Raw genomic sequence first — 20,459 nt, 5'->3', positions numbered from 1 at the left:
GCGCGCCGGGCCGTCGCCCCGTGTCGTGCAGTCTAGGTCCGGAGGCAGCCGCCCCGCGAACCTCAGTGCAGGACCAGCATCGCCACCTTGGTGCGCGACATCACGTTCTTGGTGTGCGAACCGAAGAGCATCTCGCCGAACAGGCCGCGACCATGGGTGACCATCAGGATCAGGTCGGCCTGGACCATGTCGGCGACCTCGGCAATGGTCGCGTCGGTCTGGTCGCTGCGGCGGTACTCGCTCTCGAAGGGCACGCCGCATTCGCGGGCACGCTGGGCAAAGCTGTCGAGCACCGCATGGGCGTGGGCTTCGGTGCGGGCCTCATGCGCCTCGATCTTGCGCGCGAAGGTGGTCGGGCTGGCATTGACCGCAGACAGCGGGATGTCGGGCTCGCAGACGAAGCCGGTCACGCGCGCGCCCAGCTTCAGCGCCAGCTCCAGGCTGGCATCCATCGCACGCACGGAGAGTTCGGAGCCGTCGACCGGGACAAAGATGTGCTTGAACATGGTGAATCTGCGGATCGGGTTGCAACGGTTCCACTCTAGGGTTTGCCCGCCACCCGGTCTTGATGGACATCAAGAAAACCTGCGCGCACGCCGGAATCCGCACGGAATCCGGCGGCATGTCGCCACACCATTCCGGTACCTTTTTGTACCAGAAGTCCGTCAATCACGACATGGCAGCCGAGATTGTTGCGATTTCATGGCAGGCCCGCGGGTTTGCGCTAGGCTCCATCTTTTTCAGATTCTCCAATGTCGCTGCCTGTCTCCCCTGCCCCGCTCGAGCTGCCCGAGCTGTCCGGCGCCTCCGCGACCGGCCGCTGGCGCGCTCCCCGGCGGCTGGCGGCGCAGGCACTGGCGCTGCAGGGACTCGGGCTGGGACTGACCCTGGTGGCTGCGCTTGTCACCAGCCATCTGCAGCACCGCACCCGCATGGCCGACTTCGCCGGCCACACCCGGGTGCTGTCGATCTCGCTGCAGGATCATCTGGAGATGGCCCAGCGCGACCTGGAGCGGCTGCGCGACCTGCACTACCGCATCGATCTCGGCCGGGACGAGCTGGAGATCGCCGGCGAGACCATCCTGCGCGAGAGCCCGTGGATCCGGCTGTTCTCCTGGCTGCCGCGGGTGACGCAGACGCAGCGCAACGCCTTCGAGGAACACCGCGACGGGCTGGACGGCCAGTCGATCCGCCAGCTCGATGCCGACGGGCTGGTGCGACCGGCGGCGCGCCGCGCCGAGCATTTCCCGGTGGCCGACACCGTGCCGGCCTCGGGCCTGGAGGCGCTGGAGGGCATCGACGAGGGCGTCGATCCGGTCCGGGCGCCGGCGCTGCATCAGGCGCGGGCCAGCGGTCGGGTCGTCGCCTCGCCGCCCTTCTCCTCGCTGAGCCGCACCGCCAGCGAGGCCTGCGCCAGCGTGCTCTACACCCCGGTGATGGACCGGGCCTGGACCCTGGCCGAGGGCCATCGGCCCGAGCGCACCCGCGGCCTGGTCTCGGCCACGCTGGACCTGGGCTGGATGCTGCAGCATGTGCAGGCGCAGGCCGGCATCGACGGCACCGAGATGCTGCTGCTCGACCCGCTCCAGGAGGCGCCGGTGCTGGTGCGGCTCGACGACAGCCGGCTGGTGCGTGCCTACAGCGGCGAAGAGGCGCAGGCGCTGCTGGCCGGCATGCGCAGCGGGCCGCACTCGGTGCAGTCGCTGCAGCTCGGCGGCCGGGAGTGGCAGCTGCTGGCCCGCCCGGGCTGGGCCGGCCGGGCCTGGCAGCCCGATGTGCTGGTGCTGTCGGTGCTGGCCTGCGGGCTGGTGTTCTCCGGTCTGCTGGGCGCGCTGCTGCGCAGCCGCCAGCGCCGCATGACCGAGCTGCAGGCCGCGCATGACGACCTCGAGCGACTGGTGGCTCGGCGCACCGCCGCGCTGGAGGCGAGCAACCGCCAGCTCGCCGCCGAAGTCGACGAGCGCCGCCGCCTCGAGGACGATCTGCGCCAGGCCAGCCGGCAGGCGCACCAGGCTGGCCAGCGGCTGCTGCGGCTGATCAACGATGTGCTCGACCTCTCGAAGATCGAGGCCGGCGGCCTGCAGCTGCATCCCGCGACCTTCGACCTGCGCCAGGAGATCGACGAGATCGCCCGGCTGTTCGCCGAGCGCGCCGGCGCGCGCGGCCTGCCGCTGGACTGCCGCATCGACCTGGATGCGCACGAGCCGGTGCGGGGCGACCGCAGCAAGATCGGCCAGATCGTCATGAACCTGCTGGGCAATGCGGTCAAGTTCACCGAGCAGGGCCGCATCGGGCTCGACGTGCGCCGCGAAGGCGCTCAGGTGCAGATCCGCGTGAGCGACAGCGGCCCCGGCATCGCACCCGAGGAGCTGGCGCAGCTGTTCGCGCCCTTCCGCCAGGGCCGGGCCGGCATCGACAAGGGCGGCACCGGGCTGGGCCTGGTGCTGGCGCGCCACATGGCGGTGGCGATGGGCGGCAGGCTGGAGATCGACAGCCAGCCCGGCCAGGGCACCCGGGCCCGGCTGAGCCTGCCGCTGCCCCGGCAGGCCGGCGAGGTGGCCGCCTCGCCGGTGCCCGCCGGCATCCTGCCCGGCCATGAGCGGCTCGATCCCGCCACGCCGGTGCATGCGGTGGTGGTCGAGGACGACGAGCACAGCCGCGACATCCTGGTGCATCTGCTCGAGCGCCTGGGCTGCCGGGTCGAGGTGGCGCATGACGGGCTGCAGGGCCTGAGGCTGATCCGCCAGGCGCAGCCCGACATCGTCTTCACCGACATCCGCATGCCGGTGCTCGACGGCCTGCGCATGCTTGCGCAGCTGCATGCGAGTGCGGCGACGCTGCAGCAGCCGACGCCGCCGGTGGTGGCGGTCTCGGCCTCCAGCCTCGAGCATGAGCGGCGCCACTACATCGAGCAGGGCTTCAGCGACTTCGTCGGCAAGCCCTATGCCTTCGAGGAGATCCACCGGATGCTGGCGCAGCATGCCGGCGCCCGCTTCATCGCGGCGTCGCCTGAGCCCGAGTCCGGGCTCGCGCCGGAAAACCACGCCCCCGCACCGATCCCGGCGCCCTGCCCGCCCGCGCCGGCAGCCGCCCTCGATGCCGATGCGCTCGCCATGCTCGAGGCGCTGCGCCAGGCCGCGCTCGACGGCCAGATGCGCGCGGTGCGCCGCGAGCTCGACCGGATCGACGCCGCCGCCCGGCTGCCCGCCGCCACCCGCGAGCGCCTGCGCCGCGCCGCCCAGGACTACGCCTTCGACGATCTGGCCCGCCAGATCGAGACCCTGCTGCAGCTCGGCGCCAGCAGCACCGCACCGCAGGACCCGAATACGCCATGACCACCGCCTCCGACCACGCCCCGCCGAAGATCCTCCTGGTCGACGACACGCCGCAGAACATCGCGCTGCTCGAGGACACGCTGTCCGTCTTCGAGGCCGACCTGCTGGCCGCCACCAGCGGCGAGCGCGCGCTCGAGCTGGCCGGCCGCCTGCACCCGGACCTGATCCTGCTCGACGTGATGATGCCGCCGGGCATCGACGGCTTCGAGACCTGCCGCCGGCTCAAGGCCGATCCGGCCACCGCGGACATTCCGGTCATCTTCGTGACCGCCCGCAGCGACGACGTGGCCACCGGCTTCGCCGCGGGCGGCGCCGACTACATCACCAAGCCGATCGTGGCCGGCGAGGTGCGCGCCCGGGTACACCACCAGCTCGAGCGCCGCGGCCTGCTGCAGTCGCTGCGCCGGCTCAACCGCGAACTCGAGGATCGGGTGCGCGAGCGCACCGCGGAGCTGACCCGCACCAACCTGCAGCTGCGCCAGGAGGTGCGCGAGCGCCGCTACATGCAGGACCGGCTGAACTATCTGGCCAGCCATGACTTCGTCACCCGGCTGCACAACCGCCAGGCGCTGGACGCGCAGGTGTCGGAGCGGCTGGCCCGGCTGCAGCTCGAGGCCGGCCCGCCGCCAGCACACGGACTGGCGAACGGCCCGGTGCTGATGCTGATCGACATCGACCAGTTCCGCCGGGTCAACGACAGCTGCGGCTGCATCGCCGGCGACGAGCTGCTGCGCCAGTTCGCCGACCTGCTCGCCGGGCGGGTCGGGCGCGAGGACTTCCTGGCCCGGCTCGGTGCCGACCAGTTCGCGCTGCTGGCCGAGGACCACGGCGGCGATGCCGGCGCCGGGCTGGCACGGCTGATCCTGGCCGCGATCGAACGCTTCCTGTTCTGCTGGAACGGCCAGGACTTCCGGCTGCAGGCCACGCTGGCGATCGTGCCGCTGGAGCCGGCGCTGCCCTCCTTCGACGCGCTGATGCAGCGCGCCGACGAGACCGCGCTGCGGGTGCGGCGCGAGGGCGGCGACCGCAGCGTGCCGCACTGGTACCGCGCCGGCGGCCTGGCCCAGGGCGGCCCGCACGAGGACGCCGGCTGGGCGCTGACGCTGATGGACGCGCTGCGCCATGACCGGCTGTGCATCCACTTCCAGCGCCTGCAGCCGCTGGCGCCGGGAGAGCGCACGCTGCGCATCGAGGCGCTGGTGCGGCTGATCGACGCCACCAGCGGCGCGCTGATCGAGCCCGGGCGCTTCATCGCGCCGGCCGAGCGCTTCCAGCTGGTCGGCCAGATCGACCGCTGGATGCTGCGCCATGTGCTGGCGCTGCTCGGCGCCGAGCCGGCGCTGCGCCAGCGCATCGACCAGGTGACGCTGAACCTGTCGGCGGTCACGCTGCGCGAGCCGGGCCTGGCCGAAGAGATCATCACGCTGCTGGCACGCCACCAGGTCCGCCCCGAGCAGCTCTGCTTCGAGATCACCGAGACCGCCTCGATCGCCAGCCTGGCGCAGGCACGCCAGTTCATGCAGCAGCTGCGCGCGCACGGCTGCCGCTTCTCGCTCGACGATTTCGGCTCCGGCTACGCCTCGTTCGCGCACCTGCGCGAGCTGCCCTTCGACACGCTGAAGATCGACGGCCTGTTCGTGCGCCACATGGACGAGGACGCCGACAGCCGCGCGATGGTGCGCTCGATGGTCGAGATGGCGCGCCAGCTCGACAAGCCGGTGGTGGCCGAGTTCGTCGAGTCCGAGCCGGTGGCGCGGCTGCTGGCCGAGCTGGGCGTGCAGTGGGCGCAGGGCTACCACTTCCACCGGCCGGAGCCGCTGACGGTCGAGGCGCTGGCAGCGGCCTGACCGACGACCCGCCTTGACCGGTCAGCCGGTCAACGCACGCGAGGCCTTCGGATCGCGGAACACCAGCGGCCGCGCCGGCACCTCGCCCGCATCGGCCGCGGCCACCGCCGCCTGCACCACGCCGTGGTGCGCGCTCTTCGGGCAGACCGGATCGGTCGCGGCCGGATCGCCCGCCAGCAGGAAGGCCTGGCAGCGGCAGCCGCCCAGGTCCTTCTCCTTGTCCGGGCAGGTGACGCAGGCGCCCTTCATCCAGCCGGTGCCGCGGTAGCGGTTGAAGCCTTCGCTGTCGAACCAGATGTGGCGCACGTCGTGCTCGCGCACATTCGGGAAGGCCAGGCCCGGCAGCATCTTCGCGGTATGGCAGGGCAGCGCGGTGCCGTCCGGCGTGACGGTCAGGAAGACATTGCCCCAGCCGTTCATGCACTTCTTCGGCTTGCCCTCGTGGTAGTCGGGCGCGACGAAGAACAGCTTCATCCGGTCGGCGACCTTGGCGCGCCAGGCGTCGGTGACGGCCTCGGCGCGGCGGATCTGCTCGCCCGTGGGCAGCAGGTGGTCGCGGTTCAGGTGCGCCCAGGAGTAGTACTGCGAGTTCGCCAGCTCCAGATACTCGGCGCCGAGCGCGTCCGCCATCGCGATGATGCGGTCGATGTGGTCGATGTTGAGGCGGTGGATCACCACGTTCATCACCATCGGCCAGCCGAGCGCCTTGATGGTCTCGCCGACCTCCTGCTTGAGCTGGAAGGTCTTGGTGTGGCTGAGGAAGTCGTTCAGCTCGCGGGTCGAGTCCTGGAAGCTGAGCTGCACATGGTCGAGGCCGGCGGCCTTCAGCGCCTGCGCCCGCTCCTTCGTCAGCCCGACGCCGGAGGTGAGCAGGTTGGTGTAGTAGCCCAGCCGGTGCGCCTCGGCGATCAGCTCCTCCAGATCGTCGCGCATCAGAGGCTCGCCGCCGGAGAAGCCGCACTGCACCGCGCCCAGCGCGCGCGCCTCGCGCAGCACGCGCAGCCACTCCAGGGTGGAGAGCTCGTCCGCACGCTCGGTCTTCGCGAAGTCGAGCGGGTTGTAGCAGAACACGCAGTGCAGCGGGCAGCGGTAGGTCACCTCCGCCAGCAGCCACAGCGGCGGGCCGATGACCGGCGCAGTCGGCTGCGAGGTCACGCCAGCTCCACCCATCGTTGCTGGCGCGCCATGTCGAGGAAGCGCTCGACATCGCCCTGCAGGCCGGTCGCGCCGAAGGCGGCTTCCAGGTCGGCCACGATCTCGGCGACGCTGGCCGTGCCGGTGCAGCGGGTCAGGATCTCGCCGGCGCTGCGGTTGAGCTTGACCATGCCTTCGGGGTAGAGCAGGACGTGGCAGCCCTGCGCCTCCTCCCATTGCAGTCGGAAGCCCCGACCGATGCGCGGCACCGCCTCCATGCCGACCGGCAGCGCCTCACTCATGCGTTCACCCCGTAGCGCTGCGCCATCGCGTCGTTCATCGCCCAGAGGATGTCGAGCTTGAAGCGCAGGATCTCCAGCGCGCGCTCCTGCTGGTCGCGGCTGCGGAAATGGTCGAGCGTGACCGCCAGGCCCTGCTCGACGTCGCGTCGGGCCTGGCTCACGCGGTTGCGGAAATAGCTCAGTCCCTCGGCGTCGATCCAGCCGTAGTGCTCCGGCCAGGTCGCCAGGCGCTGCTTGTGGATCTCCGGCGCGAACAGCTCGGTCAGCGACGAGCACACCGCCTCCTGCCACGGCGCATGGCGCGCGAAGTTGACATAGGCATCGACCGCGAAGCGCACCGCCGGGATGACATGGCGCAGGTCGGTGATCTCCTCGCGCGTCAGGCCCACCGCGAGGCCCAGGCGGATCCAGGCCTCGATGCCGCCCTCGTCCTTCACTCCGCCGATCTCGAAGCCGTCATGGTCCAGGATGCGCTGGATCCACTCGCGCCGCACCTCGCGGTCCGGGCAGTTCGCCAAGACCGCCGCGTCCTTCACCGGAATGGCGATCTGGTAGTAGAAGCGGTTGGCCACCCAGCCGCGGATCTGCTCCGGGCTCGCCTTGCCGGTGTTGAGCATGACGTTGAACGGGTGGTGGATGTGGTAGCTCCGGCCCTGCTCGCGCAGCTGCGCCTCGAAGGCGGCGCGGTCCCAGGCCGGGGCGTCGGGGTCGCGCGGGCGGAAGGTGGCCGGCGCGTTGAAGGGCGTGCCGAAGCGGTTGCCGGTGGCGGTGCTCATGGGGGAAGTCCTCAGAACGCGATCTCCAGCCCGTCGAACGTCACCTCGACGCCGGCGGCCTCGACCGCGCGCCGCTCCGGCGAGGCCTCGTCGAGGATCGGGTTCGTGTTGTTGATGTGGATGAGCAGCTTGCGCGTCGTGGCCGGCAGCCGGCCGAGCCATTCGAGCATGCCGCCCTCGCCCGACTGCGGCAGGTGGCCGATGCTGCGGCCGGTCTTGGTCGAGAAGCCCAGGCGGATCATCTCGTCGTCGGTCCAGAAGGTGCCGTCGACCAGCACCGCGTCGGCCCGGCTCATCGCCTCCCAGACCGGCGGCGTGATCTCGCCCAAGCCCGGCGCGTAGAAGACCCGCCCGCCGGTGGCGGTGTTCTCGAAGGTCAGGCCGATGTTGTCGCCCGGCACCGGGCAGTCGCGGTGCGGCGAATAGGGCGCGGGCTTGCTCTCCAGCGGCAAGGCGGTGACCGCCAAGTCGGCGACGCCGGGCATCTCGAAGGACTGGCCGTCCAGCCCGATCTCGTGCCAGTCGACGCCGCAGTAGTGGCCGAGCACACGCAGGATCGGGTTGCCCTTGCTCAGGTCCTCGAAGGCGGGCCGCGTTGTCCACAGCGGCAGCTTCTCGCCGCGCTCGCGCAGCATGTACAGGCCCGTGCTGTGGTCGATCTGGCCGTCGCACAGCAGCACTGCGGCGATGCCGGTGTCGCGCGCGCCGCGCGCCGGCTGCAGCGCCGGGCTGCGCTGGAGCTGCGTCAGGATGTCGGGCGAGGCATTGACCAGCAGCCAGTCGTCCGGGCCGCCGACGGCGACGGACGACTGGGTGCGGGCGCGGTGACTCGGTGAGCCCGACCGGACGGCCGAGCATTGCGCGCAGTTGCAGTTCCACTGGGGAAAGCCGCCGCCGGCGGCCGAGCCGAGCACCCGCAGTTTCATCGGCGCGTCCTCAGCGGGCGGCCACGTACATCGTGATCTCGAAGCCGAAGCGGAAGTCGCAGGCGGAAGGGGTTTCCCAGGTCATCGCAGTCTCCTCGAACAAGGGGGGGTGAATGGAGAAGCCAGTGTCGCGGCCGCCCGCCCGGCTGTCGTCGCCAGACCGTTGAATCGATCCTCATGATTTTCATGAATGACACGCACCCGGCCGCGGACGCAGCCACAGACACCGCCAGATACAGCCGATGGCTTGCCCGCGCGGTACCGGCTGTGTTCACAATCCGCACATGAACGACGAGATCTCCCTGGCGATGGACGAGGACGAGGCCCGCCCGGTCGCGGTGCGCACCCGCGCGCCCCGTGGCCTGGGCCTGCGCTGGCAGATCCACCTGATCGTCGCGGCGCTGATGGGGCTGTTCGTCGCGGCGGTGATCGCGCTGCAGATCGACGCGACCCGGCGCAGCGTGCGCGAGGAGATCGTCGCGGCCAACCGGGTCGCCGGCCAGCTGCTGCAGCGCGTCGGCTGGATCTACACCAATGCCGGGCCGGAGGCGCTGGTCGGCTTCCTGCAGCAGCTCGGTCGGGTGCGCGCCAACGACATCCGGCTGGAGAGCGACGACGGCCGCAGCCTGTTCGTCTCGCCGCCGCCGACCTACAAGCAGGGCCGGGACGCGCCCGCCTGGTACACCGGCCTGGTCACCCCGCCGCTGCAGCGCCAGGTCATCGCGCTGCCCGGCGGGCGGCTGACGGTCGAGGCCGAGCCCTCGCGCGCCATTCTCGACGGCTGGGACGACTTCGTGCGGCTGGCCGGTGCCGGCGCCACCGTGCTGGTGCTGCTCAACATCGGCGTGTTCTGGCTGCTCGGGCGGGCGCTCAAGCCGCTGCCGACCATCGTTTCCGGGCTGAGCCGGCTGGAAAAGGGCGACTACGCCGCGCGGCTGCCCGCCCTGCCCGGCCGCGATGTCGGCGTGATCGGCCAGGCGGTGAACCAGCTCGCCGAGGCGATCGAGGCCGAGATCCAGGCGCGGCTGCGCGCCTACGAGGCCGAGCGCACGCTCGAGGAGAGCCGCGAGTTCTCGCGCCGGCTCGAGGCCCACACCGAGACCGAGCGCCGCGCCATCGCCCGCGAGCTGCATGACGAGTTCGCGCAGTCGGTGACCGCGATCCGCACGCTGGCGCGCACCATTCACACCCGGCTGGGCGAGCGCGACGCCACCGCCGCCCAGGCCGCCGGCATGATCGCCGACGAGGCCGCGCGGCTGTACGAGGCGATGCACGGCCTGATCCCGCGGCTGGCGCCGCCCGCGCTCGACGACCTGGGCCTGGCCGACGCGCTGACCGAGCTGGCCGACGCCTCGCGCAGCCGCTTCAACGATGTCGGCATCGATCTGGCGCTCAGCGGCCTGGAACAGAGCCGCTCGCTGCCGGCCGAGCCGGCCCGCGCGGCCTACCGGGTGGCGCAGGAAGCGCTGACCAACGCGCTGCGCCACAGCGGCGCCTCGCGCATCAGCGTGCGCGCCGAGGCCGATCCGCAGTCGCTGCGGCTGACGATCGACGACAATGGCCGCGGCCTGCCCGAGGACTGGGCCCGGCGCGGCCACTACGGCCTGCGCGGCCTGCGCGAACGGGTCGCCACGCTCGAGGGCCGGCTGACGCTGGGCGAGCGCCCGGAGGGCGGCGGCACCCGCGTCGAGGCCTGGCTGCCGCTGGAGCGCGACTGGTCGAGCCGACCGCCGGGCAGCCTCGCCCGCACCCACGACGACACTGCTGCAGGACGGGAAACATCGAGATGATCCGGGTGATGCTGGTCGACGACCATGCGCTGGTGCGCATGGGATTTCGCATGCTGCTGGCCGAGAGCGGCGACATCGAGGTCGTCGGCGAGGCCGACAGCGGCGAGCAGGCGCTGGCCCGTGTCGCCGAGATCCGCCCGGAGGTGGTGGTGCTCGACATCTCGATGCCCGGCATGGGCGGGCTGGAGGTGCTGCGCCGTCTGCATGCCCGCGGCGGTCTGCGGCTGCTGATGCTGTCGGCGCATGACGACAGCGCGCATGCACGCCGGGCGCTCGATGCCGGCGCGACCGGCTTCCTGTCCAAGCGCAGCGCGCCGGAGAATCTGCCGGAGGCGATCCGGGCGGTCGCGGCCGGGCGGCGCTGGCTCGATGCCGACATCGCCCGCCAGCTCGCGCTGGCGGCGATCGACGGCAGCGGCGCGCATCCGGCCGAGCGGCTGTCCTCGCGCGAGTTCGAGGTCTTCGTGCAGCTCGCGCGCGGCCGCTCGGTGCAGGACATCGCGGCCGACCTGAAGCTGTCGGCCAGCACCATCGGCACCCACCTCTATCACGTCAAGCAGAAGCTCGAGGCCGCCAACCAGGCCGAGCTGACGCTGCTGGCGCTGCGCTGGGGCCTGATCGAGGCCTGAGGCGCCGGCTCAGTTCGACGCCGCCGAGGCCGGCGCCGGCGCTGCAGGTGCACTGGCGCCATGGGCCGACGAGCTGTCATGGCTCTCGACGCCATGCTTCTCGCCGCCCATGTCGATGTCGCCGCCCTTGCTGAGCATGTACATGGCGGCGGCGGCAAAGACGATGAAGCCGAGAATCAGTTTCCACATGAGAGAAGTCTCCAGAGTACGAGTGCAGTGCAGGCTGTGTGGGGGAAGCGGACAGACGCCGGGGCACCGCCTGCGCGGCCCCCGGCGCCTGGGCTCAGGGCGCCCTGAAGGCGCCACCGGGCCTCGGGTTCAGTCGCCGGCGTAGATGTCGACGTCCTTGGTCTCGCGCACGAACAGCAGGCCGATCACGAAGGTGACCGCAGCGATCGTGATCGGGTACCACAGACCGTGATAGATGTTGCCGTTCTGCGCGACCATCGCGAAGGCGATCGTCGGCATCAGACCGCCGAACCAGCCGTTGCCGATGTGATACGGCAGCGACATCGAGGTGTAGCGGATCCGGGTCGGGAACATCTCGACCAGCATCGCGGCGATCGGGCCGTAGACCATGGTCACGTACAGCACCAGGACCGCCAGGATCATGACGATCTTGACCTTGTCGATCTTGGCCGGGTCGGCCTTCGGCGGGTAGCCGGCGTCCTTCAGCGCGGCGGTCACGTCCTTCTTGAACTGCGCGATCGCCTTGCCGCTGGCCTCGTCGAACTTGTGGCCGCCGGCGGTCAGCACGCCGGTCGGGGGCACGATCTCCTTGTCACCGATGCGGATGACCGCGCCAGAGCCCGCCGGAGCTTCCTCGTTCGAGTAGCTGGCCGAGTTCTGTGCCAGCGCGCGCTTGGCGATGTCGCAGGCGTTGGTGAAGTCGACCTCGCGGGCGATCGGGCTGCCCTGGAAGGAGCAGGTCGCCGGGTCGGCCTTCACGACGATCGGCACGGTCGCCTGCGCACGGGCCAGATCCGGGTTGGCCGCTTCGGTCAGCGCCTTGAACAGCGGGAAGTAGGTGACGACCGCCAGCAGCATGCCCGCCAGGATGATCGGCTTGCGGCCGATCTTGTCCGACAGCGTGCCGAAGACGACGAAGAACGGCGTGCCGATGATCAGCGAGGCCGCCACCAGCATGTTGGCGATGGAGCCGTCGACCTTGAGCACGCTGGTCAGGAAGAACAGCGCGTAGAACTGGCCCGAATACCAGACCACCGCCTGACCGGCCACCAGGCCGAACAGCGCCAGGATCACGATCTTCAGGTTCTTCCACTGGCCGAAGGACTCCGACAGCGGCGCCTTCGAGGTCTTGCCCTCTTCCTTCATCTTCTTGAAGGCGGGCGACTCGTGCATCGTCATGCGGATCCACACCGAGATGGCCAGCAGCAGGATCGAGACGATGAAGGGAACGCGCCAGCCCCAGTCGGCGAAGGCTTCCTCGCCCACGATCGTGCGGGTGCTCAGGATCACCATCAGCGACAGGAACAGGCCCAGCGTCGCGGTGGTCTGGATCCAGGCGGTGTAGGCGCCACGGCGACCGTGCGGCGCGTGCTCGGCCACATAGGTGGCGGCACCGCCGTACTCGCCGCCCAGGGCCAGGCCCTGCAGCATGCGCAGCACGATCAGGATGATCGGTGCGGCAATGCCGATCGAGGCGTAGTTCGGCAGCACGCCGACGATGAAGGTGGCCAGACCCATGATCAGGATCGTGACCAGGAAGGTGTACTTGCGCCCGATCATGTCGCCGAGCCGGCCGAAGACCAGCGCGCCGAACGGTCGCACGATGAAGCCGGCGGCAAAGGCCAGCAGCGCGAAGATGAAGGCGGCGGACGGATCCAGGCCGCTGAAGAACTGCTTGGCGATGATCGCCGCGAGCGAGCCGTACAGGTAGAAGTCGTACCACTCGAACACCGTACCCAGCGACGAGGCGAAGATGACCTTCTTTTCCTCGGCGGTCATTGGCGGTGCGGCGCCCCGGGCGTTTGCGGGAATGCTGGACATGTCTTTGTCTCCTCAACCATGACTGGCGCCGCGACCACGGCGCGGCTCCACTGTCGAAGTGACTTCTGACCGATTCCTGACTCAATTCCAACAGAAACTTACGGAATCAAGAACAACCCGGACCTTTCATTCCGTCATGTGACAAATCGTAGGAATTGATCCAGAACCCTAGGGATAGTCCTGAGTCATGATCAGGATCAATTTTCGTCAGGAAAAACCCCAGCGCCGAGGCCCGACCGTGCCGGAAGCTGCTGCCAGACCGCCTCGCGCCGCACCGCATCCATCGACGACCAGGCCGCGATCTCGTCGAGGGTGCGCCGGCATCCTTCACACCAGCCGGTGGCCGGGTCCATGCGGCACAGATTGACGCAGGGACTGGCCGGACGGACGGGGCGCGTCGCCGGTGCAGCCTCGGCCACCACGTCGAGCACCGGGGCCTGGCCGCTCAGCCGGACCAGATCGGCCGGACTCAGCGGGAAGACCGCGTTGGGATGGCCCGCGGCCGCCCAGACCCGGTCGAACCGGAACAGCTCGCGATCGATCAGCACCACCGGCGGCTCCCGGTGCGCGACCGGCGCGACCCCGCCGATCGAGAAGCCGGTGCGCGCCTTGACGAAGGCCGCATCGGCGCGACCGATCGGGCCGGCATGGGCGGCCACCTTGCGCTCGTCGACACGACGGTCGCCTGAGGTCACCACCAGCACCGCGCGCTCGTCGGCACGGCGTCGGAAGATCACGCTCTTGGCGATCTGGCCGAGCTCGACGCCCAGCGCATCGGCGGCCTCCTGGGCGGTGCGGGCGGCCACGTCGAGCCAGCGAGGCGGGCAGGCGTGCCCCATCTGCGCGAGTTGGTCCGCCACGCGCCGGACCGGCTCGGACAGCTCGGGCCGGTCGATCGGCGAAAAGGACGGGGCCGGGATCCGATCTGTTGTTGTCATGAACCGATGAGCACCAGGCAAGTGTGGAAAGAGTCGGGAATCTTCGCATGCCGGCCTGGTACCCCCGCGAACAAGGGGGGTAGGCACATCCTGCCGGCTCGTGATCATCCACACATGCCGATGACCCGCGTCAGCGATCCCGCCTCGACCCTGAACGACCCGATCCCGCCGACGGTCCAGCCTGACGGCTCGCGTCCGCCCCGGGTGGTGATCGACACCGCGGTCATCGTCTCGGCCCTGGTCTTCGGGGGCAGCCAGTCGACGCGGCTGCGCCGGGCCTGGCGCCACGGCTACTGCCGGCCGATGCTGTGCCGAGCCACGCTGATCGACCTGATGCAGGCCCTGGCCCGGCCGGAGTTCGGCTTCACCCCGCATGAGCAGCAGACGCTGCTGGGCGAGTTCCTGCCCCATGCGCTGAAGGTGCGGGCGCCCGGCGTGATGCCGCCCGATGCCAGCCAGCCGCTGATGCTGCCGTTCGTGCAGCTGGCCCTGGCCGGGCGCGCCCATGTGCTGGTGAGCGCGGATGCGGCGCTGCTGACCGCGCGCGGCACCACCCTGCCCTTTCCGGTGATGGCGCTCGAGCCGTTCCTGCTGATGCTGCGCGACAGCCCGATCAACCCGCAGCCGCTGCGCTGAGGCCGCTGCGGCGCCACAGGTCGAGCAGCGTCAGCCACAGCGGCGCGCTCAGCATGAAGCCGGCGGTCGACAGCACGATCACCGTGCTGGCCTCGGCCTCGCGGACCTGATAGCGCTGCGCGAACAGCATCGCGTTGCTGCCGGTCGGCAGCGCGGCCGCCAGCACCAGCACCGACAGCGCCAGCCCGTCGAGCCGGAACACCAGCACCGCCGAGGCCGCCACCAGCGCCGGCAGCAGCAGCAGCTTCATCGCCGCGATCGCGGCCGAGCGGCGCCAGCGCTCGCCCAGGCCGTACTGCGCCAGCGACACCCCGATCAGCGCCAGGCACAGCGGCACGCCCGCCTGCGCCAGCATGCCGCTGACCTCGTCGAGCAGCCGCGGCAGCGGCAGGCCCAGCGCGTTCCAGCCCAGGCCGGCGAGCACCGGCAGCGTGACCGGATGGATCAGCGACTGGCGCAGGATGGTCAGCAGCATCGCGCCGAGCGGCGGCCGGGTCGCGCCGGCCGCCCGCGCTGCGGCCCGCGCCAGCGCGATCTCGGCCAGCACCGTCTGCGCGCTCAGCAGCACCAGCGCGTGCAGGCTGACGATGGCGATGTGCAGCTGCAGCCCGGCCTCGCCGAACATCGCCGCGGCAAACGGCAGGCCGACCTGCACCGTGTTGCCGAAGCTGGCGGTCACCGCGCTGACCGCCGACGCGGCCGGGCCGTCCTGCAAGGCGCGCGCATCATCGCGGTCGCGCCGGGCGACGCCCAGCCGCACCAGCAGGCTCCAGAGCAGCAGCGGCGCGAAGAAGGCCAGCAGCAGCGTCCACGGCAGATGCGCCAGATCCACCTTCGCCATCGAGCGGAACAGCAGCGCCGGCACGAAGACCAGGAAGGCGAGATTGGACAGCGCGCGCAGGCCGACGGCGCCGCCGGTCAGCCCGGCGCGGGCCGCGCCGAAGCCGATGCCGCCGACGATGAACAGCGCCAGCAGCCGCAGGAAGAGATCGAGCGTCATGCCCGCGCCCCCGTCATGCCGGCCCCCTCCCCGTCATGCCCGCGAAGGCGGGCACCCACGATGAGCAGAAGGCGGCGGCAGGCGTGGGTCCTCGCCTTCGCGAGGATGACGGTGGCGAAAGACGACCGTGGATCGTCGGGAACACTAGGCCGGCGTCTTCTTCGCCGCCACCTTGCCCGCCGCCTTCTTCGCCGGGAACTTGGCCGCGCGCGGCTCGAACTCGAACACCACCTTGCCCTCCTTGCGGTCGTAGGTCAGGAAGGCCTTGAAGGCGCGGCGGGTCTTGTTCGAGATGAAGCCCTCGAGCAGGTCGGTCTTGCCGGTGGCCAGCAGCTTCGTCACCTGCGCCGGCTCGATGGTCTGCTGCAGGATGACCTTGCCGGTCTTGAAGTCGCAGGTCGCGGCGGTGCCGACCGAGCGCTCGCAGACATAGTTGCTGCCGTGCTCGTGCACCGGGCTGCCGCACTTCGGGCAGGCGCCCAGCGAGGGCTGGCCGGACAGGTCGACCGGCTCGGCCGCCTCCTCGGCCTCCTTGCGCGCGTCGTCGCCGAAGTCGAACTCCAGCTTCCAGCGGCCGGGCACGGTGTCGTCGTTGACCAGCTTCAGCTCGGCGGTGAAGGGCCAGCCGGCCTTGGAGCGGAAGCCCTCGAGCGGGCCGATGTGGTGCTCGCGCAGGAAGGTCTCGGCCTCGTGCAGCTCGAAGCTGCGCCCGCCGGGAATCTTGCCGATCGAGAAGCCGCAGCCCGCCTCATGGCCCTCGGCGGCGGCACCCTGGCCGTGGCCGTGGCCGGTGCAGGCGAAGCGGCGGTAGTTCTCCTTGATCACGCCGCCGCAGTTCGGGCAGGGCGCGGCCAGCGTCGCGTAGTCGCCCGGAATGGTGTCGCGGTCGTATTCCTTGGCCTTGACGACGATGCGCCGCGCCATGTCGGCGATGGCGTGCATGAACTGCTCGCGGCTGAGCTGCCCCTTCTCCATCTGCGCGAGCTGCTGCTCCCACTGGCCGGTCAGCTCAGGCTTGGTCAGGTCCTCCACCGCCAGGCCGCGCAGCAGCGTCATCAGCTGGAAGGCCTTGGCGGTCGGCACCAGGTCGCGGCCGTCGCGCAGCAGGTACTTCTCGGTGATCAGGCCTTCGATGATGGCCGCGCGGGTGGCCGGCGTGCCCAGGCCCTTCTCCTGCATCGCGGCCTTGAGCTCCTCGTCGTCGATCAGCTTGCCGGCGCCTTCCATCGCGCTCAGCAGCGTCGATTCGTTGTAGCGCGCCGGCGGCTTGGTGCGCAGCGCCGACAGGCTGACCTCCTCGGCCACCACCGTCTCGCCCGGACGCACCGCGACCAGATTGGCGTCCTCGCCGGCGGCTTCCTTGCCGTAGACCGCCATCCAGCCCGGATTGACCAGCACCTTGCCGTTGGTCTGGAAATGGTGCGTCTGGCCGGCCGCCTCGACCTGCGTCACCCGGGTGGTGACCATGAACTCGGCCGACGGATAGAACACCGCGATGAAGCGCTTGACCACCAGGTCGTAGAGCTTGGCCTCGATCTCGGTCAGCGCCTTCGGGGCCTGCAGCGTCGGGATGATCGCGAAGTGGTCCGAGATCTTGCTGTTGTCGAAGATGCGCTTCGTCGGCTTGACATAGCCGGCGCTCAGCGCCTTGCCGGCGTGGCGCGACAGCTCCTGCAGCGGCCCCGGCATCGACTCGGCGGCGATCATCTCCAGCGTCTGCTTCGCCACGCTCACATAGTCCTCGGGCAGCGCGCGCGCGTCGGTCCGCGGGTAGGTCAGCACCTTGTGCTTCTCGTAGAGCGCCTGCGCGATCGACAGCGTGGTCTTGGCCGAGAAGCCGAAGCGCGAGTTGGCCTCGCGCTGCAGCGTCGTCAGGTCATAGAGCAGCGGGCTGGCCTGCGTGCTGGGCTTGGCCTCCTCGCGCACCGTGCCGCTGCGCGAGCGCACCGCCTGCGCGATGGCCTCGGCCTCGGCCTGCGTCCACAGGCGGTCGGCGCGGCGCTCGGCATCGTCGTCCTTCCTGAACTTCGGATCGAACCACTTGCCCTCGTAGACACCGGCCTCGGCACCGAACTCCGCGCGCACTTCCCAGTAGTCGCGCGCGACATGCTTGCGGATCTTCTCCTCGCGCTCGACCATGATGGAGAGCGTCGGCGTCTGCACCCGCCCGACGGTGGTCAGGAAGAAGCCGCCGTCGCGCGAGTTGAACGCGGTCATCGCGCGGGTGCCGTTGATGCCCACCAGCCAGTCGGCCTCGGAGCGGCTGCGCGCCGCGTCCGCCAGGCCGCGCATGTCGGCGTCCGAGCGCAGCTTCTGGAAGCCGTCGCGGATGGCCTGCGGCGTCATGCTCTGCAGCCACAGCCGGCTCACCGGCTTGCTGCCGACCTTGGCGCCCAGCGCGTACTGCTCGATCAGCCGGAAGATCAGCTCGCCCTCGCGGCCCGCGTCGCAGGCGTTGATCAGCGCGGTCACATCCTTGCGCTTGACCAGCTTGACCACCGCGCTCAGGCGGCTCCTGGTCTTGTCGATCGGCGCCAGCTCGAAGTGCGGCGGCAGCACCGGCAGGTGCGCGAAGCTCCACTTGCCACGCTTGACGTCGAACTCCTCCGGCGCCTTGATCTCGACGAGGTGGCCGACGGCCGAGGTCACGACGAACTGGTCGTTCTCGAAATGGTCGTCGTGCTTCTCGAACTTGCCATACACGGGTGTCAGCGCGCGCACGATGTCCTGCGCGACCGACGGCTTCTCGGCGATGACGAGTGACTTGCTCATGATGAGTTGATGCTGATCGAAACCTGTCGAAACCTGCAGCCCCGACCGACTCCCCGTCAGGCTGCTTCATACAATCGGCGCTATACGCGCACGCATGCACGCATCCGCATGCACATGCGCACACCCGCACGCGCCCACACATCCAATCTAACCAGAACTCGCGCCGCCATGCCGTCGATGAAAGAACCGGCCCCAGCGCGCCCGCGCCGGCGCATCCAGGTGCGCCGCTCCGGCGTGCACGGCCGCGGCGTCTTCGCCGAAGTGGCGATCGCGCAGGGCGAGATCATCCTGGAATACGCCGGCGAGGTGATCGACTGGGACGAGGCCCTGCGGCGCCACCCGCGCGATCCGTCCGACCCGAACCATACCTTCTACTTCCACCTCGAGGACGGTCGGGTCATCGACGGCGGCGTGCGCGGCAACTCCGCGCGCTGGATCAACCATGCCTGCGAGCCCAACTGCGAGAGCGAGGAGCAGGCCGGGCGCATCTTCATCCGCGCGCTGCGCGACATCGCCGCCGGCGAGGAGCTGTCCTTCGACTACCGGCTCGTGATCGATGGCCGCCACACCCCGAAACTGAAGAAAGCCTACGCCTGCCACTGCGGATCGCCGAAGTGCCGCGGTACGATGCTCGGCCCGAAGCGCTGAAACCGGGCGCTGAGCTGCTTGCCCCCGATCCCCCCGACATCCTCATGAACCGACCGCTGCACTGGGACCCCGAAACGCTGTGGCAGACGCTGGAGCCACTGGCACCGGGGCTGAGCGTCGAGATCCTGCCGGAGACCGGCTCGACCAGCACCGCGCTGCTCGAGCGCAGCCGCCGGGGACTCACCGAGCCCTGCCTGCTGCTGGCCGAGCGCCAGACCGCCGGGCGCGGCCGGCTCGGCCGCTCCTGGTGGTCGGATGCGGCGCCCGGCAGCGCGCTGACCTTCTCGCTGGGCCTGCGGCTGGCGCCGGCCGACTGGAGCGGGCTGTCGCTGGTGGTCGGCCTGACGCTGGCCGAGGCGCTGGATCCGGCGGGCGAGCATCTCGGCCTGAAATGGCCCAACGACCTGTGGCTGCGCGGCCAGGACCGCAAGCTCGGCGGCCTGCTGATCGAGGTCGCGCCGCTGGCCGATGCGCTCAGCGCGCAGGAGCGCTGGCTGGTGATCGGCATCGGCCTGAACATCGCACCGCTGCCGGCCGGCACCGCCGACCCGGCGCTGTTCCGCACCGGCCACGCCGGGCTGCAGGAGATCGACCCGACGCTGGACGCACCGGCGGCGCTGCACCGCGTCGCCGCGCCGCTGCTGCGCGCGGTGCTGGACTTCGGCGTGCAGGGCGGCGCGGCCGCGCTGGCGCGCTTCGCCACGCGCGACGTGCTGGCCGGGCGCCGGGTGCAGGTCGGCGAGCTGGCCGGCATCGCCAGCGGCATCGCCCATGACGGCGCGCTGCTGCTGCGCGACGAGGCCGGCCGGCTGCAGGTGGTCCACAGCGGCGAAGCGAGCGTGCGGCCATGCTGAGACCGCTGGTGGTGATGCTGCTGGCGGCCAACATCGGCTTCTGGGCCTGGTCGCAGGGCGCGCTCGACGGCCTGACCGGCGTGCCGCACGACAGCGATCGCGAGCCGCAGCGCCTGGCCGCGCAGATCGCGCCGGAGCGGCTGGAGATCCTGCGCACCGAGCTGGCGGCCTCCGCCGCGCCGGAAGCCGCCAGCGCCGCGTCCGCAGCGCACGGCGCGGCATCGGCCGCATCGGCCACGGCCGCAACCGCCACAGCTGCCGCGTCATCCGCCGCCTCGACGGTTGCCGCGGCTGCCGCACCGCCTGCCGAAGCCAGCGCCGCCGCGCTCACCCCGCCGCCGGCCGCGCCGGTACCGACCGTCTGCCTGGAGGCCGGCCCCTTCAATGCCGCCGAATGGCGCACCGCCCAGGTCGCGCTGCGCCGGGTGCTCGATGACAGCAGCTGGACGCTAACCAGCCGCGAGAAGGCCGGCACCTGGATGGTCTATGTCGGCCCGTACAAGAGCCGCGAGATCATGGCGCGCCGCGCCGACCAGCTGCGCCAGCTCGAGATCGCCTTCGAGGAGGCGCGCGACCTGCCCGACGAATACATTCCCGGCTTCGTCTTCGGCCGCTACGGCGTCGAGGCCGATGCCCGCGCGCTGCAGACCCGCCTGACCTCGCAGAAGATCCGCTATGTGCGGGTGGTGCCGCTGGTGCGGCCCGCCGTCAGCCACACCGTGCGCATCCCGAAGGCCGACCCGGCCATGCGCGCCCGGCTGGCCGCGCTCAAGCCGCGCCTGAGCGGCAACGCCTTCGAGCCCTGCGGGCGCTGACACCGCCGGCAACGCTGGACAAGAAAGAAAAAGGGCTCCCGAGGGAG

General features: G+C 70.8%; 19 protein-coding genes. 8 read left to right on the top strand and 11 right to left on the bottom strand.

Annotated features, from left to right (window positions below):
* Window positions 1–62 precede the first annotated feature (62 nt).
* On the bottom strand, window positions 63–506 hold the full coding sequence (locus NFT33_RS06490) for a universal stress protein (RefSeq protein ID WP_220784532.1): 444 nt from the start codon (window positions 504–506) through the stop codon (window positions 63–65).
* A 246-nt stretch (window positions 507–752) separates the two neighbouring features.
* On the opposite strand from NFT33_RS06490, the gene NFT33_RS06485 reads away from it, so the two are divergent.
* Complete coding sequence (locus NFT33_RS06485; protein WP_251674013.1) at window positions 753–3,335, top strand: ATP-binding protein; 2,583 nt, start codon at window positions 753–755, stop codon at window positions 3,333–3,335.
* A complete protein-coding gene (locus tag NFT33_RS06480; RefSeq protein ID WP_251674010.1) occupies window positions 3,332–5,182 on the top strand; it encodes a putative bifunctional diguanylate cyclase/phosphodiesterase in 1,851 nt (616 codons plus the stop codon). Before NFT33_RS06485 ends, NFT33_RS06480 begins: the two co-directional genes overlap by 4 nt.
* Window positions 5,183–5,203: 21 nt before the next feature.
* On the opposite strand, the gene pqqE is transcribed toward NFT33_RS06480, so the two are convergent.
* From pqqE to pqqA, 5 genes are read right to left on the bottom strand one after another with little or no spacing between them, the layout of a single operon-like run.
* Entirely contained in the window at window positions 5,204–6,352 is a 1,149-nt protein-coding gene (gene pqqE, locus NFT33_RS06475) for a pyrroloquinoline quinone biosynthesis protein PqqE (protein ID WP_251674008.1), read from the bottom strand.
* Window positions 6,334–6,618 (bottom strand): pyrroloquinoline quinone biosynthesis peptide chaperone PqqD, encoded by a 285-nt coding sequence (pqqD, locus tag NFT33_RS06470; RefSeq protein WP_251674006.1) that lies wholly within the window; start codon window positions 6,616–6,618, stop codon window positions 6,334–6,336. The genes pqqE and pqqD overlap by 19 nt, the downstream gene beginning before the upstream one ends.
* The gene (gene pqqC / locus NFT33_RS06465) at window positions 6,615–7,394 is read right to left on the bottom strand and encodes a pyrroloquinoline-quinone synthase PqqC (RefSeq protein WP_251674004.1); all 780 of its coding nucleotides are present in this window, start codon (window positions 7,392–7,394) and stop codon (window positions 6,615–6,617) included. The genes pqqD and pqqC overlap by 4 nt, the downstream gene beginning before the upstream one ends.
* Before the next feature lie 11 nt (window positions 7,395–7,405).
* Entirely contained in the window at window positions 7,406–8,320 is a 915-nt protein-coding gene (gene pqqB / locus NFT33_RS06460) for a pyrroloquinoline quinone biosynthesis protein PqqB (RefSeq protein ID WP_251674002.1), read from the bottom strand.
* Window positions 8,321–8,330: 10 nt separating this feature from the next.
* Window positions 8,331–8,423: a pyrroloquinoline quinone precursor peptide PqqA gene (pqqA, locus tag NFT33_RS06455; RefSeq protein WP_037476920.1), complete on the bottom strand. Its 93-nt coding sequence runs from the start codon at window positions 8,421–8,423 to the stop codon at window positions 8,331–8,333.
* Between the two features lie 181 nt (window positions 8,424–8,604).
* Between pqqA and NFT33_RS06450 the strand changes: the two genes are divergently transcribed.
* The gene (locus NFT33_RS06450) at window positions 8,605–10,110 is read left to right on the top strand and encodes a sensor histidine kinase (protein ID WP_251674000.1); all 1,506 of its coding nucleotides are present in this window, start codon (window positions 8,605–8,607) and stop codon (window positions 10,108–10,110) included.
* The gene (locus tag NFT33_RS06445) at window positions 10,107–10,739 is read left to right on the top strand and encodes a response regulator (RefSeq protein WP_180692831.1); all 633 of its coding nucleotides are present in this window, start codon (window positions 10,107–10,109) and stop codon (window positions 10,737–10,739) included. The genes NFT33_RS06450 and NFT33_RS06445 overlap by 4 nt, the downstream gene beginning before the upstream one ends.
* Before the next feature lie 9 nt (window positions 10,740–10,748).
* On the opposite strand, the gene NFT33_RS06440 is transcribed toward NFT33_RS06445, so the two are convergent.
* From NFT33_RS06440 to NFT33_RS06430, 3 genes are all read right to left on the bottom strand, one after another.
* Window positions 10,749–10,928: a hypothetical protein gene (locus NFT33_RS06440; protein WP_220784539.1), complete on the bottom strand. Its 180-nt coding sequence runs from the start codon at window positions 10,926–10,928 to the stop codon at window positions 10,749–10,751.
* Between the two features lie 129 nt (window positions 10,929–11,057).
* The gene (locus NFT33_RS06435; protein WP_251673998.1) at window positions 11,058–12,749 is read right to left on the bottom strand and encodes an MFS transporter; all 1,692 of its coding nucleotides are present in this window, start codon (window positions 12,747–12,749) and stop codon (window positions 11,058–11,060) included.
* Between the two features lie 197 nt (window positions 12,750–12,946).
* Window positions 12,947–13,609 carry a YbaK/EbsC family protein gene (locus tag NFT33_RS06430; protein ID WP_251673995.1) on the bottom strand — a complete coding sequence of 221 codons (663 nt, stop codon included), beginning with the start codon at window positions 13,607–13,609 and terminating at the stop codon, window positions 12,947–12,949.
* 192 nt (window positions 13,610–13,801) lie between these two features.
* Between NFT33_RS06430 and NFT33_RS06425 the strand changes: the two genes are divergently transcribed.
* Window positions 13,802–14,323 (top strand): PIN domain-containing protein, encoded by a 522-nt coding sequence (locus NFT33_RS06425; RefSeq protein ID WP_220784542.1) that lies wholly within the window; start codon window positions 13,802–13,804, stop codon window positions 14,321–14,323.
* Here NFT33_RS06425 and NFT33_RS06420 read toward each other — a convergent pair.
* A complete protein-coding gene (locus tag NFT33_RS06420) occupies window positions 14,301–15,323 on the bottom strand; it encodes an AEC family transporter (RefSeq protein WP_251673993.1) in 1,023 nt (340 codons plus the stop codon). The genes NFT33_RS06425 and NFT33_RS06420 overlap by 23 nt on opposite strands.
* Window positions 15,324–15,467: 144 nt before the next feature.
* Entirely contained in the window at window positions 15,468–18,095 is a 2,628-nt protein-coding gene (locus NFT33_RS06415) for a DNA topoisomerase III (protein WP_251673991.1), read from the bottom strand.
* A gap of 177 nt (window positions 18,096–18,272) precedes the next feature.
* Here NFT33_RS06415 and NFT33_RS06410 point away from each other — a divergent pair, with 177 nt between their 5' ends.
* From NFT33_RS06410 to NFT33_RS06400, 3 genes are read left to right on the top strand one after another with little or no spacing between them, the layout of a single operon-like run.
* Window positions 18,273–18,743 carry an SET domain-containing protein gene (locus NFT33_RS06410; protein ID WP_251673989.1) on the top strand — a complete coding sequence of 157 codons (471 nt, stop codon included), beginning with the start codon at window positions 18,273–18,275 and terminating at the stop codon, window positions 18,741–18,743.
* 44 nt (window positions 18,744–18,787) lie between these two features.
* Window positions 18,788–19,597 carry a biotin--[acetyl-CoA-carboxylase] ligase gene (locus NFT33_RS06405; protein ID WP_251673986.1) on the top strand — a complete coding sequence of 270 codons (810 nt, stop codon included), beginning with the start codon at window positions 18,788–18,790 and terminating at the stop codon, window positions 19,595–19,597.
* A complete protein-coding gene (locus NFT33_RS06400; RefSeq protein WP_251673984.1) occupies window positions 19,591–20,412 on the top strand; it encodes a hypothetical protein in 822 nt (273 codons plus the stop codon). Before NFT33_RS06405 ends, NFT33_RS06400 begins: the two co-directional genes overlap by 7 nt.
* The last annotated feature ends 47 nt before the right edge of the window (window positions 20,413–20,459 follow it).

This window comes from Sphaerotilus sp. FB-3, from assembly GCF_023706025.1.
Lineage (GTDB): Bacteria > Pseudomonadota > Gammaproteobacteria > Burkholderiales > Burkholderiaceae_C > Sphaerotilus > Sphaerotilus sulfidivorans.
Note: the sequence above shows the minus strand (reverse complement) of the source record. Positions and strands in the feature narration are given on the sequence as shown.